Annotated in this window: 15 protein-coding genes; 6 read left to right on the top strand and 9 right to left on the bottom strand. The window is 56.0% G+C overall.

The genetic code is table 11. The features are described from left to right. Window positions 1–13 precede the first annotated feature (13 nt). Window positions 14–2,614: a cation:proton antiporter gene (locus QQM41_RS00965; protein ID WP_050819628.1), complete on the bottom strand. Its 2,601-nt coding sequence runs from the start codon at window positions 2,612–2,614 to the stop codon at window positions 14–16. 268 nt (window positions 2,615–2,882) lie between these two features. Between QQM41_RS00965 and QQM41_RS00970 the strand changes: the two genes are divergently transcribed. Beyond that, window positions 2,883–3,122 (top strand): hypothetical protein, encoded by a 240-nt coding sequence (locus QQM41_RS00970; RefSeq protein WP_230844495.1) that lies wholly within the window; start codon window positions 2,883–2,885, stop codon window positions 3,120–3,122. Between the two features lie 122 nt (window positions 3,123–3,244). Further along, window positions 3,245–4,948 carry an ABC transporter substrate-binding protein gene (locus QQM41_RS00975; protein WP_339077491.1) on the top strand — a complete coding sequence of 568 codons (1,704 nt, stop codon included), beginning with the start codon at window positions 3,245–3,247 and terminating at the stop codon, window positions 4,946–4,948. A gap of 97 nt (window positions 4,949–5,045) precedes the next feature. Here QQM41_RS00975 and pstS read toward each other — a convergent pair whose 3' ends face one another. The 5 genes from pstS to rpmI all read right to left on the bottom strand — a co-directional run bounded on the left by pstS (window position 5,046) and on the right by rpmI (window position 10,385). Continuing rightward, window positions 5,046–6,092, bottom strand: coding sequence for a phosphate ABC transporter substrate-binding protein PstS (pstS, locus tag QQM41_RS00980; protein WP_339077492.1), 1,047 nt, complete (start codon window positions 6,090–6,092; stop codon window positions 5,046–5,048). 20 nt (window positions 6,093–6,112) lie between these two features. Continuing rightward, window positions 6,113–8,572, bottom strand: coding sequence for a phenylalanine--tRNA ligase subunit beta (gene pheT, locus QQM41_RS00985; protein WP_339077493.1), 2,460 nt, complete (start codon window positions 8,570–8,572; stop codon window positions 6,113–6,115). A gap of 3 nt (window positions 8,573–8,575) precedes the next feature. After that, window positions 8,576–9,646 carry a phenylalanine--tRNA ligase subunit alpha gene (gene pheS, locus QQM41_RS00990; protein ID WP_128105169.1) on the bottom strand — a complete coding sequence of 357 codons (1,071 nt, stop codon included), beginning with the start codon at window positions 9,644–9,646 and terminating at the stop codon, window positions 8,576–8,578. Window positions 9,647–9,810: 164 nt separating this feature from the next. Then, complete coding sequence (gene rplT / locus QQM41_RS00995) at window positions 9,811–10,170, bottom strand: 50S ribosomal protein L20 (RefSeq protein ID WP_003622900.1); 360 nt, start codon at window positions 10,168–10,170, stop codon at window positions 9,811–9,813. 14 nt (window positions 10,171–10,184) lie between these two features. Next, window positions 10,185–10,385, bottom strand: coding sequence for a 50S ribosomal protein L35 (gene rpmI, locus QQM41_RS01000; RefSeq protein ID WP_042786675.1), 201 nt, complete (start codon window positions 10,383–10,385; stop codon window positions 10,185–10,187). 222 nt (window positions 10,386–10,607) lie between these two features. Between rpmI and QQM41_RS01005 the strand changes: the two genes are divergently transcribed. The 4 genes from QQM41_RS01005 to QQM41_RS01020 all read left to right on the top strand — a co-directional run bounded on the left by QQM41_RS01005 (window position 10,608) and on the right by QQM41_RS01020 (window position 16,626). Continuing rightward, the gene (locus QQM41_RS01005) at window positions 10,608–12,080 is read left to right on the top strand and encodes a mannitol dehydrogenase family protein (RefSeq protein WP_339077494.1); all 1,473 of its coding nucleotides are present in this window, start codon (window positions 10,608–10,610) and stop codon (window positions 12,078–12,080) included. A gap of 400 nt (window positions 12,081–12,480) precedes the next feature. Further along, window positions 12,481–13,809, top strand: a complete 1,329-nt coding sequence (locus QQM41_RS01010; protein WP_050819622.1) for a cytochrome c — start codon at window positions 12,481–12,483, stop codon at window positions 13,807–13,809. A 20-nt stretch (window positions 13,810–13,829) separates the two neighbouring features. Further along, window positions 13,830–14,306 carry a (2Fe-2S)-binding protein gene (locus QQM41_RS01015; RefSeq protein ID WP_003622889.1) on the top strand — a complete coding sequence of 159 codons (477 nt, stop codon included), beginning with the start codon at window positions 13,830–13,832 and terminating at the stop codon, window positions 14,304–14,306. Further along, entirely contained in the window at window positions 14,299–16,626 is a 2,328-nt protein-coding gene (locus QQM41_RS01020) for a molybdopterin cofactor-binding domain-containing protein (RefSeq protein ID WP_339077495.1), read from the top strand. The genes QQM41_RS01015 and QQM41_RS01020 overlap by 8 nt, the downstream gene beginning before the upstream one ends. Window positions 16,627–16,753: 127 nt before the next feature. Here QQM41_RS01020 and QQM41_RS01025 read toward each other — a convergent pair whose 3' ends face one another. Genes QQM41_RS01025 through hslV form a run of 3 tightly spaced genes read right to left on the bottom strand, consistent with a single transcriptional unit; the run spans window position 16,754 to window position 19,109 of the window. Beyond that, window positions 16,754–17,197 carry a SufE family protein gene (locus QQM41_RS01025; protein WP_019090116.1) on the bottom strand — a complete coding sequence of 148 codons (444 nt, stop codon included), beginning with the start codon at window positions 17,195–17,197 and terminating at the stop codon, window positions 16,754–16,756. Then, window positions 17,197–18,510, bottom strand: coding sequence for an ATP-dependent protease ATPase subunit HslU (gene hslU / locus QQM41_RS01030; RefSeq protein ID WP_050819619.1), 1,314 nt, complete (start codon window positions 18,508–18,510; stop codon window positions 17,197–17,199). Before hslU ends, QQM41_RS01025 begins: the two co-directional genes overlap by 1 nt. Further along, the gene (hslV, locus tag QQM41_RS01035) at window positions 18,510–19,109 is read right to left on the bottom strand and encodes an ATP-dependent protease subunit HslV (protein ID WP_012812804.1); all 600 of its coding nucleotides are present in this window, start codon (window positions 19,107–19,109) and stop codon (window positions 18,510–18,512) included. Before hslV ends, hslU begins: the two co-directional genes overlap by 1 nt. Window positions 19,110–19,128: the final 19 nt, after the last annotated feature.

The raw sequence follows: 19,128 nt of genomic DNA on the forward strand, positions 1-19,128 counted from the left end.
ATGATAAGGCCATTTATTCCTTTGTTTCGGATGAAGGCGGTAGCTGGCTTTTGGGCGCCAACAGCATCAGCGCATCCTTGCCTGCATCCTCATCCACCTTACGGTTTGCACCGGGCAAAAGCGCAATAGGCCGCTCTCCGGCTTCACGCTTGCGCAAGATGTTCTGAATATTTTCCAGCACCACAGGGTAATCTTCAATCAGGCGTTGGAAGCGGCTGGCTGTAATCACCATAAAATGCCCAAACTGCACGGCGCGGATGGTGCCGGGGCAGCGCCAGCCATGCAATGCCTCCTGCGCGCCTATCAGATCCCCTGCGCCATACAGCACATCGGCCCCGGCCACGTGGCTTTCTGCCAGACCTGCGCTGATAAAGTAGATGGCGCGCATCTTGCGCCCCTTGCGGCAGATCACCTCCTGCGGGGCCACAAAGCGTAGCGATGTAGTGGTGGCCAGATCATGCAGTTCCGCCCCCGGCAGGCCCTTGAAGATAGCGGCATGCTTCAGGCGGTCTTCTATACCGCTGCGCAGATCAAAGCTCATCCGCTTGACCAGACGATGCCTGCGGCGTTCCAGCTCTTTCAACAATTCGCGGCTGAGTTCATCACTGATAAGGGATTCTGAAAGCAGGGTTGTGTATTCTTCGCTTTCCAGACGCAGGGCGATCTGACGGAAAATCCGGTTTTCCAGCGCCTCGGCATAGCCGTGATAATGCAGGCGCAAGGTTTCCAGTGCCTCATCCAGCAGCTTGCGCTGGCGGGAAAGCACCTCAGCCACAATTTCTCCAATACGGCTGCCCAATGTGGGTTCCAGCCGTTCGTGCATGAAACGTGTGAGCGAGATGGAAATAAAATGCGCCACCATCAGCATTTCAAACCGCTCCGCCATGCACAGCATCAGCGGCCGATCCAGACGCAAATGATTATGCACCCACTGTGCGGCCTTAAAGCGTAAGGATGGGCTAAGCCGTTTGCGCAACGCCCGCACATAGCCCAAGCGCCCTTCCAGCCGTGCACCATCAATAGCCGCTTCGGAAGACCGCAACAGCGTTTCCATCACACGGCGGGAAAGCCCCTGCATGCGGAACAGATCCAGCAGCATGGAGCGTTCCTGACTGGCAATGGTGATCAGCGCCAGATTAACGCGCTGGATATCAGACAGTGCGCGGTCAAACTCGTTAGCGGCCTGCTCTTCCTCTGCCCGGCGCGCCAGATGATCAACAACCGAGCGCGTGGCATCGGCACTGAAACCCAGTTCATCCCCCAATTCCTTGGCGCGGGCGCACACATTGCCTAGCCCGATGCTGAGCACCTGATGGCGCATGGCCTCATCAATGGGGGAAAGCCGATCCAGCTTGAGAAACAGCACGAGTGAACGCAGCGTGGTGCCGTTAACAAGCAGCGTGATCAACACAAAGCCAGTGGCAATAATACCGATAAAATGCGCAACAGGCGTGGAAACGTGCTCGTTTTCCGTAACGGCCAGCGCCAGAGCCAGCGTAATGGCCCCGCGCAAACCACCCCATACCATTGTCACCTTGAACGGTGTGGGCACGGGTGGGGAAAGGCGTGTCCATGCCAAGAGCGGCAACATGCCAAACACCACAGCCGCACGTGCAGCCAGCCCCGCTACGCTGGCAATAAGGATAAGCACCCAGTCCCACCGCGTCATGCCCACCAGCAGGCGCGGCACCAGCATGGAGGCCAGCACAAACACCAAGGACCCCGCCCAGAACACCAGCTGTTGCCAAAGCTGATTGAGAAACAGCCACGTTTGAGGCCGAATGGTGGATGGTCCGTAAACAGAGAGTGTAAGCCCAGCAGCAGCCGTAGCCACCACACCGGAAACCCCCAGAATTTCATCTGAAAGGATGTACACCACATAAGGCAGCGCCACAGTTAGCGTGATTTCTGCTGCCGAACTGGCGATGGCAGACATCATGACCAGCGTGAGACGCCCGACAACCACCCCGACAATCAGCGCCCCCACAAAGGAGACCACAAACGAGATCAGCGCATCACCCAGATGAATGGCTTTGTGCAGCGTGACGGAGGGCAGAAGGATAGAGAATATGGAAATGGCCGCAGCATCATTCAGCAGCGCCTCACCTTCCACCAACCGCGTCAATCGTGTTGCGGCCCCGATATCCCGGAAAATTCCGGCCACAGCGGAAGGGTCCGTCGTCGCCACAATGGATCCAAGCAGCAGGCAGACCACAAGCGGCATCTGGGCAAAGGGGTAAAGCGCAAAACCAATAGTGGCTGTGGCAATAACAACCGCCACCACAGCCAGCAGCAAAACGGTGCCTGTTTCATGCGCCAAGCGCCGTACATCAATAGCCAACGCCCCCTGAAACACCAGCGCGGGCAAAAAGATAAGCAGAAACTCTTCACTATTCAGCGGAAAATCAAGCAGCGCTTCTGCAATACCATTGAAGGCCGAGGTGTGAGAACTGCGTAACGCAACATCAGCCAAGGAGCCGATGATAATGCCCACAATAGCCAGCAAAACCGTTTCAGACAGTTCCAGCTTGCGCGCAATGGGCTGCACGGTGCTGACCACCACCAAAAGCAATGCAATAACAAGCAGTACCGCTGCCAGACCCGTTACCGCCATGCCACGCTATTCCCTATATCCAACACCAACATCCATCCTGCTCCCGCCGTTATCATCATGATAAGGCAAGGACATGGCAGCTTCTGTGCCATATACGCGTTATCCCTAACATGGCATGCCCTGCACTAGCCATATTGCCCACGGCATTGGCCTCATTATTCACGCATTTTCTTGCCATTATGTGAACGTATCGGGCCTGTACGCCACATATGAGCATCTACCTGCTTTGTTCTTGGCGAACACACCCAAACAACGCTATGCTGGAGGTATGATGAAACAGTTTTCTTCATTGCGGCGCGCCCATAAGGCCGCCCTTATGTTACTGGCCGGGTTTGGGCTTGCCGCCTGTGCGCATGATCCGCACCGGCACTATTACCACCCCGGCTCAAACCACGGGCGCGCAGCGCCTGGCTGGTACCGCCCCCCTCTTACGCCCCAGCAGGGATCCAACCCGTATAAGCACTCCACCACCAATTATGGTGGCGGCGCAATGCGCTATGACCAGTAAGTTTGTACGAATCTGCATCATTATCGCCACGATAGTTGTGGGGATCATGATGGTATCGTCCCTTTACAAAAACCTTAGTGCGTTGATGACGTCCCCATCCCCTGAAGCGGCAATGGAGCAGAATGCTGGCCAGTAAATCTGGCAAGCTGTTTCGCTCTGCCTGTTTTTGTGTGCTGCTTGCAGCTGGCACAACAAAAGCAGGCATGGCCGCAGATGTTTCAGATGCTCCATCCTCCCCACATATGGGTGGCACTTTGCGTCTGGTTGCGGCTTCTTCCGGCGGCACGCTGGACCCCCAGATCAATTACTCCGGCAAATACATCAATCTGTTTGCCAATGTGTATGATGGATTAACCACCTTCCGCAAAGCCGATGGTCTGGCCGGGGCAGATGTGGTGCCAGATTTGGCGGAAGAACTCCCGCACCCTGAAGATGGCGGCCTGACCTATACCTTCCGCCTGCGTGAAGGCATTATCTTTTCCAACGGTCAGCCCGTTACCACGGCAGATGTTGTGGCATCCTTCCGCCGCATCTTTCGTGTAGGTAGCCCAACGGCCGGGGCTTTTTACGGTGCCATCAAAGGTGCTGATGCCTGCCTGCGCAGCCCAACAGACTGCAAACTTGAAGGGATTGTAGAAAATCCCGCTACCCGCAGCATCACGTTTCATCTTACAACGCCTGATACAGAATTCCTGCATAAGCTGGCATTTACCCACGCCGTTATTTTACCAGCCAACGCGCCTGACCATGATACCGGCAATGTGCCTTTGCCCAGCACCGGCCCCTACCAGCTTACTGCCTATGACCCAAACCGGTTTTTGAAGCTGGAGCGCAATCCGTATTTCAAGGAATGGGACGCACAGGCGCAGCCTTTTGGTTACCCGGATCGGATAGACTATACTTTTGGCATACCGGATGAAGCTGCCGTAACCGCCGTAGAAAACGGACAGTATGACTGGATGGCAGACCCCATTCCCCTAGACCGATTGGGAGAATTGGGCAGCCGCTTTACTGGCCAGACGCATGTGTTGCGCCATCCGGCCATGTATTTTCTGCCCATGAACATGCGCGAAGCCCCTTTTTCTTCCCTCAAGGCGCGGCAGGCCGTCAATTACGCACTAAACCGCAAGGCCATGGCCATTTTGTATGGTGGCCCCGGCATTGCCCGCCCGCTATGCGGCATGTTGCCTTCCACTTTGTCGGCATCCTCTACGCAATGTTTTTACACCAAGGATGCCTCTCCTGAATCTCCTGCCCCCATGTGGCGTGGCTCAGATATGGAAAAAGCACGCAACTTGGTGCGTGAAAGCGGAACATACGGCCAGAAAGTGACCGTGATTGCCGCCAACTCCAGTGTTGATCTGGCCATGGGCGCATGGGTGCGGGACATGCTGCAAAACCTTGGCTACCGTGCCAACCTGCGCCCACTTAGCAGCGCACTGGCTTTTTCCTACATGCAGAATTCGGATAACCATGTGCAAATTGGCGTAGCCTCCTGGTCTGCAGATTATCCATCGGCCTCCAACTTTTTGGATGCTTTATTGGGGTGTGAAAATATTCACCCCGGTTCAGACAGTTCCATCAATATTCCCGGGTTTTGTAACCGGGATGTGCAAAGCCTGATGGATAAAGCCAAAACGGATGTAAGCCTGAGCGCACAGGCGCAAAACGCCTTGTGGCAGGAAGCAGACAGGCGGGTTATGGAGCAAGCCCCCGTAGCCCCAGCCATTGAAAAAGATGCTGTAATTTTAACATCCCCACGCCTGAAAAACCTGCTGTTTACAACCGTAAACCAGCTTTTGTTTTCTCAGGCATGGGTTCAGTAACTTATCCCGCTTAGCGCGTTATCCACAGAATCTGTGGATGAAACGTGGGACAACCGCAGGATGAACGCGGGAAGAACCGGATAACCCGATTATCCGCCTATTTCAGCCGCTCCAGAACGGCATCCCGCACAACTGGAGGCAATGGCACGTAGTCCAGCTCCCGGCTGGCGGCTTCTCCATCCTTTACGCCCCAACGGAAGAACGTTCTTACAGCGTTTCCGTGGTTTGCCTCATTCGCCTCACGCGGCACGAGCGCATAGGTGGTGGTAACAATCGGCCAGCTTCCGGCGCCATCTGCATCACAAAGCGAGGCTGTCATGTCTGCATGATCCCATGTGGCATTTTCCGCAGCCCGTGTAAAACTGGTAACAGACGGCACCACAAATTCCCCAGCCCGATTTTGCAGAACAACGGTGGAAAGGTGGTTGCGTTCTGCATAGGCATATTCCGCATACCCCACACTGCCTTCCGTATTTTTAACGTAAGAGGCAATGCCATCATTCCCACGGGCACCTGCGCCAACTGGCCATGCAACAGACGTGCCGCGCCCTACCTGTTTCTCCCATGTGGGAGAAACCCGGCCAAGATATTCTGTAAACACGTAGGTTGTGCCAGACCCATCTGCCCGATGCAGCGGAGCTACGGGCAGATCCGGCAATGTAACACCGGGGTTGAGCGCTACAATGCGCGGATCATTCCACTGCGTGATGGAACCATCATAAATCGCTGCCAGAACGGGGCCGGTCAGGCGTAAGGCGCCTTCAGGCACGCCCGGCACATTGGCAATAACAACAATGCCACCAATAGCGGTGGGAAACTGGAGCAAATGCCCCGCCTCCAACCGCGCATGAGACATAGGAGCGTCAGATGCCCCAAAATCTACCGTGCCAGCCAGAACCTGATTTTGCCCAGCGCCGGAGCCAATGGTCTGATAATTCAGCTGCACACCGGTTTGCGCCGCAGAATGCGCCGACCATGACTGATACAAGGGCGCGGCAAAGCTGGACCCGGCCCCTGTAATCTGCTCAGCCTGCGCCTGTGGCAAAACAGCGCCCGCCAAGCCACACAACAAGGCAGAGAGGGCAACAGTTTTCTTCCAACTCATAATTTTTGCCCTACCCGCCATGATGCGCTTTTCCTTCATACAGCCCTGCTCCTTGCTACTTAACGCAAGGTTGCGCCTGTTGCCTTGGTAACAGCGGCAACAATTTTTTCAGACACAGCTTCCAGTTCCGCATCTGTCAGGCTTTTATCCATGGGCTGAAGGGTCACTTCCACACCGATGGAGCGATGACCTTCTGGCACATGCGGGCCTTCATACACATCAAACAGGCTTACATCTGCCACAAGCTGGCGCTCTGCCCCGCGCACGGCCCGCAGCAGTTTTTCACCCGGTACATCACGTGCCACAACAAATGCAAAATCACGCCGCACGGGCTGGAACGCAGAAAGACGCGGTGCGGCTTTCTTTTTACGTTTGGGATCTGGCACCACATCCGGCATCAGCTCAAACCCGACAACCGGCACATCAATGCCTTCGGCCTGAAGCAGAGATGGATGCAACTCACCAAAATAGGCCAGAACGTTTTTAGGCCCCTGCCGCAGCACGCCAGAACGGCCGGGATGGTACCAACCCGGTGCATCTGTGGTGGTGCTGATGGCATCTGGGTTAACGCCAAGCTGCTGGAGCAGCTCCAGCGCATCTGCCTTGACCGCCCAGAGAGAAACAGCCTGCCCCGCCTGCCCCGGATAACGCGGTGTATGGCCAGAGCGCACACCAGCCACCACTGGCTGCTGGCCGTTTTCTGCAAACGCCGGGCCAACTTCAAACAGCCCCAGATCACCCCATCCGCGTGCACTGTTGTGCTTAACCGCAGCCAACAGGTTGATCATGGGTGTGGGGCGCATCTGGTCCAGATCAGACGCAATAGGGTTAAGCAGACGCAGGGATTCCGGCGCACCACCAAATCGCTCAGCTGCCTCGTGCGAAACGAAGGAGAAACCGACTGTTTCTGTTAACCCACGTGCAGCCAGAAAGCGCCGTGCCAGTGCCAGACGTGCCTGCCGCGGTGTGAGTGCTGCTTCTGGCACAACCACCACAGATGGCAGCGGCACTGCAGGCACAGCATCCAGCCCTTTCAGGCGCAGCACTTCTTCAACCAGATCACTTTCTGATTCTATGGCAGCAACGCCTTCCGCAGCCTTGGCTGCCACATCAGCCGGAATACCTTCGCCCTGAGCCAGAACAGGCTTTTGGGCAATATCATTCCGCCATGATGGCACGCTCACACGCACTTGCGCATTGGTGCGTTCCTGCACCTCAAAGCCCAGCTTTTCCAGCAGATCCACGCTTTCATCAGCAGGCACATCCAGCCCGCCCAGATCACGCACACGGGCAAAGCGCAGCGTGGCATCACGCTGCCATGCAGGCTGCTCACCGGCAGAAACAACCTCGCTGGCCTCACCGCCGCACAGATCAATAATCAGGCGTGTTGCAGCTTCCAAAGCCGAAACCGGCAGCGCCTGATCTACCCCACGTTCAAACCGATAGCTGGAATCTGAAGAAACACCCACGCGGCGGGCGCTCAGAGCAATTTTCACGGGGTCAAACAGTGCGCATTCCACAAATACATCTGTGGTTTCTGCTGTGGCACCTGTGGCCTCACCGCCCATAATCCCGGCCAGAGACTGCACGCCAGCCTGATCTGCAATCACGCAGTCTTCCGGGCCAACTGTGTAGTCCTGCCCATCCAGCGCACGAAACTGCTCGCCTTCGCCACGACAGATTGTCAGCTTGCCACCAGAAATTTTGGCGGCATCAAACACGTGCAGCGGGCGGCCGAGATCGAAACAGAAATAGTTGGTGATATCCACCAGTGCAGAAATCGGGCGCAGGCCAATGCTTTCCAACTTGCGCTGCAACCATTCCGGGCTAGGACCATTTTTTACACCACGAATGGTGCGGCCCAGCACCCACGGGCAGGCTTCCGGGTAGGAAATATCCCACACCACGGGGGAATCAAACTTGCCTTCCACGGTTTCTGCCAGCCATGGGCGCAACGTGCCCAGCCCGGCAGCGGCCAGATCCCGCGCAATGCCACGCACACCCAGTGCATCACCCCGGTTAGGGGTAATGGCAATGTCGATCACAACATCATCAAGGCCGGCAAAATCGGCATAGGACTGGCCGGGAAGCGTATCTTCCGGCAGTTCTGCAATGCCGTTGCTTTCTTCACCAAGGCACAGTTCACGCAGGGAGCACAGCATACCGCCGCTGGCTTCACCACGGATTTTGCCTTCCTTGATGGTAATATCCAGCCCCGGCACATAGGTGCCCGGCTTGGCAAAAATAACGGCTAGCCCCTTGCGTGCGTTGGGGGCACCACACACCACCTGCACGTCCTGAAAACCGGGGCCTGCATCTACCCGGCATACCTGTAGTCGGTCTGCATTGGGGTGCGGCTGGGCATCCAGAATACGGGCGGTTAAAAATGGCTCAATTGCCGCTCCGCGGTTTTCTACACTTTCAACTTCAAGCCCGATCTGGTTCAGCTTCGCGCAGATTTCTTCCAGCGTGGCCTGCGTATCCAGATGGTCATACAACCAAGATAGCGTGAACTTCATTCCTCACACCCCCTCATGCAGTAGCGCGGGCGCAAGTGGGTCCGACCCATAATAGCGCAGCCAGCGGATATCACTTTCATAAAACGAACGCAGATCGGGAATACCGTTCTTCAGCATGGCCAGCCGCTCAATGCCCATACCAAAGGCAAAGCCCTGCCATTCACGCGGGTCCAGCCCACAGTTGGCCAGCACACGGGCGTGAATCATGCCTGCACCCAGCACTTCCAGCCAGTCTTCCCCACCACCGATCTCACCGGTTTTGCGAGACCAGCCAATATCCACTTCCAAAGAAGGTTCGGTAAACGGGAAGTAGGAAGAACGGAAGCGCACCGGCAGTTCCGGCTTACCAAAAAACGCCCGCAAAAATTCAATCAGGCAGCCCTTCAGGTGCCCCAGTGTAATGCCCTTGCCCACAACCAGGCCTTCGCACTGGTGGAACATGGGGGAATGCGTGGCATCATGATCCGCCCGGTAAGTGCGGCCCGGCACAATTACGCGGATAGGCGGCTTTTGCGCCAGCATGGTGCGGATTTGCACGCCAGATGTTTGGGTACGCAGCACACGCGTTACATCCAGCCCCGGCTGTGGCGGCAGATAAAACGTATCATGATCCGTGCGGGCAGGATGATGATCAGGCGTGTTGAGGGCGGAGAAGTTGTGCCAGTCGGTTTCGATATCCGGCCCTTCTGCCACCTTAAAGCCCATGGCGCCAAAAATGGCGGTCATTTCTTCAATCGTGCGGCTGATGGGGTGCAGGTAGCCACGTTCCACCGGTGGTGGTGGCAGGGTAACATCTACCCGCTCGGCAACCAGACGTGCTTCCAGCTCTGCGGCTTCCAGTTCTTTGCCACGCGCTTCAATCGCGCGGGTCAGTTCATCACGCAGGCGGTTCAGCGCCACACCACGGGCTTTGCGTTCATCGGGCTGCATTTTCCCCAGCGCTTTGAGCAAAGCCGTCAGCCTGCCGGATTTTCCCAGTGTGCTGACACGCACGGCATCCCATGCTTTCAGGTCTGTGGCGCCAGCCAGTTCGGACAGGACTTCCTGCCGCAGAATCTCAAGATCGTTGCTCATGAAACCTCACGCGAGGAGAAAATGCTTACCGGGCGGATACAATCTCCCGCAGCGGGAGAAAAGCCCCAAGAGGGAAAACCACATCTTCCCTCACCGGCACCAAGCAAAAAGGCCGCCCACGTGGGACGGCCTTTTCTTCAACCTTATCGTATCAGACAGGCAGATCAGGCAGCCAGAGCAGCCTGAGCCTTCTTTACGATTTCAGCAAAGGTTGCGGCATCATCAAACGCAATGGCGGCCAGCACCTTACGGTCGATTTCGATACCAGCCTTGTCCAGACCGTTGATGAAACGGCTGTAGGTCAGGCCATGTTCGCGCACCGCAGCGTTGATACGCTGAATCCACAGAGCGCGGAATTCACGCTTTTTGTTGCGGCGGTCACGGTAAGCATAGCGCAGTGCCTTTTCAACACGTTCCAGCGCAATGCGATAGTTGGTGGAGGAGCGGCCGCGATAACCCTTGGCCAGTTCCAGAACCTTTTTATGACGAGCAAGGGTGGTAACACCCCGTTTTACACGTGCCATGAATCAGATGCTCCTTATAGCCCGTAGGGGGCCCACTGCTTGACGGTACGACCGTCCTGCGGGGTCATGGTCTGCGTGCCGCGTGCGGAGCGCTTCATTTTCTGGGGGCGCTTGATAAGGCCGTGGCGCTTACCGCACGGACCAGAGAGCACCTTGCCGGTTGCGGTGATTTTAAACCGCTTTTTGACCGACGACTTGGTCTTCATCTTGGGCATTTCAACACTCCTGAACAAATCTGGATAACGTCACCTTAAATAATCAAGGCAACCAACCACGGCCGGGCATGCCCTACAAGCCCGGACGCGTGTGCGAATGCGCTCCCTTAACGGAAAGCCCCATCACTTTCAAGCCTCACATACGCAGCTTTCTTGCTTATGCTGCGTTTTGCCCCAACATTATGCCCAACAGATATTTTTAAAGCGAGGTACACGGTTTTCATGATCCCTCTTTCCAACGCCACACTGCATCAGCTTCCTGTTCAGGTTACAACACCGCGCTATGATCGGCAGAAAACCACGGCAGGCATTGCACATCTTGGCGTGGGCAATTTTCATCGCGCCCATCAGGCCATGTATATCAACAAAGTTCTGGAGCGTGCGGGCCAGCAAGGTTGGGCCATTGTTGGCGTAGGCCTGCGCAATACACCGCGTGAAGATAAGCGCGCTGCCATTATGGCAGAACAGGACAATCTGTACACACTCACCGCCTTTGCGCCCGATGGCACGCATGAAACCAATGTTATCGGCAGCATTATAGAATATGTGCACGCAGCCAAAGATCGCGCTGCCGCCATTAAGCGCCTGACAGACCCGGATATTAAAATTGTCACCCTTACCATTACAGAAGGTGGCTACTACCTGGATGCTGAAGGCAACTTCACGCTCGATCACCCTGATATTAAAGCAGATTTAGCGCGTGATGTGCCCGAAACGGCATTCGGGCTGGTATGTGAAGCCCTGCGCCAGCGGCGCGAAAGCGGCACCGGCCCCTTTACGGTGCTCAGCTGCGATAACCTGCGCCATAACGGCAAAGCTGCCCGCACGGCTTTTTGCACCTATGCCACAGCGCGTGACCCTATTTTGGGTGCGTGGATGAAAGAAAACGTCACCTTTCCATCCAGCATGGTGGACCGGATTACACCTTCTGTTGGTGAGGCAGACATTACGCGCCTAGATGCCCTGACGGGCGTTGCTGACCAGATGCCCATTTTTGCGGAAGATTTCACGCAATGGGTGATTGAAGACAATTTCTGCGATGGTCGGCCAGAACTGGAAACGGTGGGCGTACAGTTTACAGATGACGTTGGGCCTTATGAGCAGGTAAAACTGCGGATGCTCAATGCCTCCCACTCCATGCTGGCATTGCCCGGCGTGCTGATGGGGTATGACACTGTGCCACACGCCATAGAAGACACCTTGCTGCTGGGCCATCTGGAACGTTTTCTGGCAGAAGACGCCTCACCCTTCATTACGCCGCCCAAAGGTGTTTCTCTGGCACAATATGCCCAGCAGGTATTGCACCGCTTCCGCAACCCTGCGGTGGGCGATCAGCTTTTGCGCATTGCCTCCGATAGCGGCTCCAAACTGCCCGTGTTCCTGACAGATACTGTCAATGGCGTTCTGGGCTCCGGGCGCGATCATTGGCGGCTGGCGTTTGGCACGGCGTGTTTTCTGGAATATCTGCGTGGCACTACGGATAAAGGCACGCCCTATACCATTACAGAACCCGCCATTAACGCAGAACAACTTGCGCTGGCCCGTGCAGAAAATCTGGCCACAGGGTTGCAGATGACTGTTTTTGCGGGCTGGAACCTGAAAGATCATCCCAACTTTGCAACTGACGTTGTGAAAATTCGCCAGAGCATTCGCGCGCAGGGCACACACAAAACCCTTGCCCAGCATGCTGGCTAATCTGCCTTAGGCCTTTATGCCGCCTTCCCGTTGCGCTCTCTCTGATAAACCGAATACGGCCATAACAGAGAGGCGCAGCGGCCTTTTCCATCGCAAAAATATGATTTCTTTCAAGAACTGAACGCATGGCATACATGCAAAATCAACGCTTAACTATATACGATAAAATATAGATAAAGACGAAACCCCTGTTTTTCTGCAATATTCTCGGCAGACAAATAAATCTTATTCAGATTTCACTGTAATACAGTGGAACCTATGCGTTTATTTACATCGCAATTCCAGATAAGAATCGTCCTGAATCAAGAAACGAACCTCAGACGCTGATCCATCGGCTCATGGCGCGTAGGCTTACGTGTTGCCCGCCAGATGGTACGTTTTTCACGGGATTGGGGGTAGAGTGATCAAACGTCTTCTAGCGGGAGTAGCCGCGGCCGGGGTCCTTGGGGGGCTCGGGTTCTTATATTATGCATGGTATCCACCAATTGCCCCGATTGAGCGGCCAAACCCCGCCAGCTTTTCTGCCGAGCAGATAGAGCGCGGGCGGATTGTGGCGGCTGAAGGGTATTGCGCAGAATGTCACACCCGCACAGATAACGGCGGCGGGCCGGAACTGGCGGGTGACTATAAAATGGATACCCCGTTTGGGGCCATCTATTCTTCCAACATCACACCAGATGTTGAAATGGGCATTGGCGCTTGGTCGGAAGAAGCTTTCCGCCGCGCCATGCACCTTGGTGTGTCCCGCAAGGGCGTGCATCTGATCCCGGCTTTCCCGTACGATCATTTCACCAAGATGACGGATCAGGATATTTCCGATCTGTATGCCTACATCATGACACGCCCGGCCGTGCACATGTCTCGCCGCCCGAACGAGCTGCCCTTCCCGCTCAGCCTGCGTATTCTTCAGGCTGGCTGGAAACTGCTGTATCTGCGCCCCGGCGTTTATAAGCCCGACCCACGGCATGATGCATTGTGGAACCGCGGTGCCTATCTGGCCGAAGGCAACGCCCACTGCGGCGCGTGCCATACCCCGCGTGACCTTATGGGAGCCGAAAAGAAAGGCTCTGCCTACGAAGGTGCCGTGGTGGATAACTGGATTGCGCCCGCCCTTAACGAGCACAACCCAACCCCCACCACATGGACGGAAGATGAGCTGTTCCAGTATCTGCGCTTTGGCGTAGCGCCGCTGCACGGCCCGGCTGGTGGGCCTATGTCCCCCGTGCCGCATCGCTTCCTTTCCACCGTGCCGGAAGAAGATGTGCACGCCATTGCGCATTACTTTGCGGATGTGGACCACGCTGCCGAGCGTGAAAAGAACGACAAAGCCGCCTTGGCCCGCGCCATGGAAGCTTCCAAAACCGATCTGATCGGCCCGAATGTGGACCCGGACGCAAAGCTGTATCAGGGTGCCTGTGCGGCCTGCCATTACAACGCAGCGCCCACGCCTGTTCTTGGCCGCCCGGATCTGGCGCTGAACAACGCACTGTGGCTGGATGAACCCACAAACCTGTATCAGGTCATGCTACGTGGGCTTACGGCGGAAGAAGGGCAATCTGGCGTAGCCATGCCCAGCTTCTACAATGCGCTGTCCGACAAGGATATGGCCCGCATTGCCGCCTATCTGCGCCGCACCCGCACCACACTGCCACCGTGGACAAACCTTGAGAAAAAGGCCGCCGAAGTGCGCAAGACCGTCCAGCCAGTTCCTGTCAATTCTTCGCACTAAGACGGAACACGGAGCAAGAGATGATAAAGTTCAAACTCAATGGCCGTGACGTTTCCGTCGATGTGCCAGAAGATACCCCCCTGTTGTGGGCCCTGCGTGATGATCTGGACCAGACAGGCACAAAGTTTGGTTGTGGCGTAGGCCAGTGCGGTGCATGCACCGTGCTGGTGGGTGGCCGTGCCACCCGCTCCTGCATTACGCCCATTAGCTCCATTGAAGGCGCTGATGTAACCACCATTGAAGGCCTGCACCCAGAAGGCAAACACCCTGTGCAGGAAGCCTGGAAGGATATTCAGGTTCCGCAGTGCGGGTACTGTCAGTCCGGCCAGATCATGCAGGCTGTCAGCCTTCTGAAAGATTATCCCGACCCGACGGATGAGCAGATTGATGGCGTAATGGGCGGCAGCCTGTGCCGCTGCATGACGTATGTGCGCATCCGCAAGGCAATCAAGAAAGCAGCCGCCGCCATGCAGAAGGAGGAGGCATCTCATGGGTAAGCTGGAACGCATTGCAGCCCGGCAGGATCGGGCCGCAGGCCGTGGGCCCACGCGCCGCGGTTTTCTGCTTACGGCCATGGGCTCGGCCTTTATGTTCGGCTTTGCGCGGCAGGGTAACGCTGCGCAGGTTTACCCGCAGGCCGCAGGCAATCTGCCCGCCGGTGGTGCGTTTGAACCCACAATCTGGTGCTCCATTGCGCCGGATGGCTGGGTGAACGTGAACGTTATTCGTGCAGAAATGGGCCAGCATGTTGGTACCGCCCTTGCCCGGATTATTGCCGATGAAATGGAAGCAGACTGGAACAAGGTTAAGATCACCTACGTGGATACAGACCCCAAATGGGGCCTGATGATTACAGGTGGTTCTTGGTCTGTCTGGCTGACGTGGGATCAGTTCCGCCAAGCTGGTGCAGCAGCCCGCACCGTAATGGTGGAAGAAGGTGCGCGCCTGCTGGGTGTGGCGCCTTCTGCCTGTATTGCACGTAATGGGCAGGTTATTGCGGGCAAGCGCTCTATTTCCTACGGCGAAATTGTAAGCCGTGCGCACCCCACCCGCACCTTTACGCCAGATGAAATGGCCAAGCTGCCGCTCAAACCTTCATCCGAACACCGACTGATCGGGCGTGAAGTTAAAGCGCTGGATATTCCTTCCAAAACAGATGGCACGGCCATTTATGGCATTGATGCCAAGTTGGAAGGCATGGTGTATGCCCGCCCCAAAATGCCGCCCACGCGGTATGGCTCCAAAGTGGTTTCTGTTGATGATACGGAAGCCAAAAAGGTTAAGGGCTATATCCGCTACATTGTGCTGGATGATCCTTCCAACACAGTGCCGGGCTGGGTTGCGGTTCTGGCTTCCTCCTACCCTGCGGCCATCCGCGCAACAGATGCCCTGAAAGTAACGTGGACACCGGGTAAAACCGCCAACGTGACCGAACAGGACATTATTGAGCACGGCCGCAAGCAGATTGCCGAAAAAACCGGCGGTTCGCGCATCTTTAATGATGCCGGAGTGGATGAAGCTCTGGCCAAAGCCGATAAGGTGGTGGAACGCACCTATACGTGCTCTTCCGTGCTGCATTATCAGCTGGAACCCATGAACGCTCTTGCCCGCCTGCACGAAGGCAAGTGGGAAGTGCATTGCGGTAACCAGTGGCAGACCCTGTTCCTGCCCGTTATTGCCAAGGCGCTTCAGGTTCCTGAATCCGATGTGGTGATGCGCAGCTACCTGCTGGGTGGTGGTTTTGGCCGCCGCCTGAACGGAGATTACGCAGTTCCCGCCGCGCTCATTTCCAAGGCACTGGGTGGCAAGCCTGTTAAACTGGTGTTTACCCGGTCTGATGACGTGCTGTTTGATTCCATCCGCTCACCGTCCATCCAGACCGTGCGCGCTGGTGTGAACAAGGATGGTTCCATCAACGGGTGGGAACATCATGCCTCTGCCGGCTGGCCAACAGGCGTGATGGCTGCTGCCTTTATGGAAAAAGGTGAAGACGGCAAACCATACGATCAGTTCGCCATTGCAGGCGCTGACCACTGGTACGATGTCGGCCCCATTCTGGTGCGCGCACTGGATAATGATCTGGCCGATGCCACCTTCCGCCCCGGTTGGCTGCGTTCGGTCAGCTCCGGCTGGACACCTTGGGCGCATGAAAGCTTTTTGGATGAACTGGCCCATGATTATGGAAAAGACCCGGTTGATTTCCGCCTTGGGCTTCTCACGTGCAAGGGCCGTAATGTAGGCAGTGCTCCCAACTCTGTTGGTGGGGCATCCCGTCAGGCCAATGTGCTTAAAAAGCTGGTAGAAAAGTGCGGTTACGGCAAAGTCAGCCTGCCTAAAGATACGGCCATTGGCATTGCCACCACCTTCGGGCAGGAACGCAACATGCCAACATGGACAGCAGGCGCCGCACAGGTGCATGTTGACCGCGAAACAGGCGTTGTCACCTGCCAGAAAATCTGGCTGGTGCTGGATGCTGGCACGATTATCGACCCAGACGGCGCCTTGGCCCAGACCGAAGGCGGCGCACTGTGGGGCCTGAGCATGGCGCTGTTTGAAGGTACGGAAATTGAAAACGGCAACGTGCGTGACCGCAACCTGAACACCTATACGCCCCTGCGTATTACAGATGTGCCGGATATGGATATTGAATTCCTGCCCAGCACAGAAAAACCCATGGGGCTTGGTGAACCGGGTGTAACCACCATTGCACCCGCTATTGGCAACGCCATTTTCAATGCTGTTGGTGTGCGTATGCGGCATCTGCCCGTACGCCCGGCTGACATCTTGAAAGCGCTGAAAGAAAAAGGGAACGCCTGATTTTTCAGGCACCCGCTTTTCTGTAAAGCAGGCATAAAAAAAACCGGTGGCTGGATTTTTCCAGCACGCCGGTTTTTTTATTTGAAATTGCACCACCTACATAAAGGCGGCGCAATTCACATTCAGTTCAGGCCACAGCAGAAGCTGCAACGGAACGAATAGCCCGCGCCATAGCTTCCACCCCGTTGCCTCGGTTGGTAGAAAGAGCCTGCACAAGCCCCAGATCACGCAGGAACTTGGGGTCTGTTGCCTGAATTTCTTCCTTGGATCGGCCGGAATATACGCGCAATAGCAAGGCCACCAGCCCGCACACTATGGCGGCGTCAGACAAGCCTGCAAAATACAGTTTGCCGTCCTCTTCCTTTTCTTCCAGCCATACCTGGCTTTGGCAGCCAGGCACGCGGTGGGCATCATCACACCATTCTTTGGGGAATGGGGGCAGCTTGCGCCCCATTTCTATGATGTACTGATACCGTTCCATCCAATCATCAAAGATTTCCAGCTCATCGCGGATGGCTTCAATAGCTTCTTCTGCCGTATCTTCCTGCGGCGTTACAAATGGTGCTTCCATTACAGAATAAACCTGCTCAGATCTCCCTTGCGCGCCAGTGGCGCGACTTTTTCCTGCACCATTGCAGCATTTACTTCCACGGTTTCGCCCTTACGGTCCGATGCCGTGAAAGAGACATCTTCCAACAATCTTTCCAGCACTGTGGCAAGACGGCGCGCCCCAATATTTTCTACGCGGTCGTTAATATCTGCTGCCAGTTCAGCCAGCGCATCTATGGCATCATCCGTAAAGTTCAGGGTTACGCCTTCTGTGCCCATCAGCGCGATGTACTGCTTGAGCAAAGAATGCTCCGGGTCTGTTAAAATACGGCGCAAGTCTTCACGGCTGAGCGGCTGCAATTCCACCCGAATAGGCAAACGCCCCTGAAGTTCTGGCAACAGGTCAGACGGCTTGGCCAAATGGAAAGCGCCAGAGGCAATAAACAAAATATGGTCTGTATTCACCGGGCCATGTTTGGTGGAAACGGTTGTGCCTTCAATCAGCGGCAGAAGGTCACGCTGCACACCCTCGCGGGAGACATCACCCCCCTTTGCCCCGCTTTCTGATGCACGGGCACACACCTTGTCTATCTCATCTAAAAAGACAATGCCGTTTTCCTGCGCATTGGCTACGGCTTCCCGCGTAAGGGCCTCACCATCCAGCAGACGGTCTGCTTCTTCACGCTTCAGATATTCGCGTGCCACAGAAACCTTGAGCTTTTTCTGCTTGGGGCCACGGTTCATGAAGGCTTTCATCATATCGCCTACATTAATGGCCTGCCCCGGCACGGCTCCGGGCATATCACTGCTTCCGGCAGGGGCCTGCTCGGTTACGGCAATATCAATTTCCTTATCTTCAAGCTGGCCGCTGCGCAGCATGCTGCGGAATTTGCTTTTTGTATCGGCAGAAGATCCTTCCCCCGCCAGCGCATCCACAATGCGTTCTTCCGCTGCCTGTTGGGCTTTTTCTTCAACATCCTTGCGGCGCGATGTTTTCAGCATGGTGATGGAGACTTCCACCAGATCACGCACAATGCTGTCTACATCACGGCCCACGTACCCCACTTCGGTAAACTTGGTGGCTTCCACCTTCAGGAAAGGGGCCTGCGCAAGTTTTGCCAGCCTGCGAGCAATTTCCGTTTTACCGCAGCCGGTAGGGCCGATCATGAGGATGTTTTTGGGCACAACCTCCTCACGCATGCCTTCAGAAAGCTGCGCACGCCGCCAGCGGTTGCGCATGGCAATGGCCACGGCCCGCTTGGCATCCTGCTGACCGACAATAAACCGGTCCAGTTCGCTTACAATTTCACGCGGAGAAAAGTTAGGAGCATCCATTACCGGCTCTCCTGATCTGAGGCTGCCTTGAGTGTTTCCACCCGGACAGAATGATTGGTGTAAACGCAGATATCACCAGCAATCTTCATAGACCGCCGCACAATTTCCTCTGCCCCCAGCCCATCAACCGTCAGCAGTGCACGGGCAGCGGAAAGAGCATAATTGCCGCCTGACCCAATGGCGATAATGCCATCTTCTGGCTCCAGCACATCACCATTACCTGTAAGGGTAAAGGAATGTTCGGCATCTGCCACGGCCATCATGGCCTCCAAACGGCGCAGGTAACGGTCTGTCCGCCAATCCTTTGCCAGTTCCACACAGGCGCGCTCAAGCTGGTTGGGGTAGCGTTCCAGCTTGGCTTCCAGCCGCTCAAGCAGGGTAAAGGCATCTGCCGTGGCGCCCGCAAAGCCCGCCAGAATATTATCCTGCGGGCCTATGCGGCGCACCTTACGGGCATTGCCCTTAACAACCGTGCTGCCCAGCGTGACCTGACCATCGCCCGCCATGGCAACTTCGGCCCCGCGCCGCACGCAGAGAATGGTTGTCCCGTGCCAGCCGACGGGATCGTGAGATGAGGAAGCTGTGTGAAAAGTATGCATGATCTTCCTCAGATAAGCC

Source organism: Acetobacter sp. AC2005 (assembly GCF_037901235.1).
Taxonomy (GTDB): Bacteria; Pseudomonadota; Alphaproteobacteria; order Acetobacterales; family Acetobacteraceae; genus Acetobacter; species Acetobacter oryzoeni.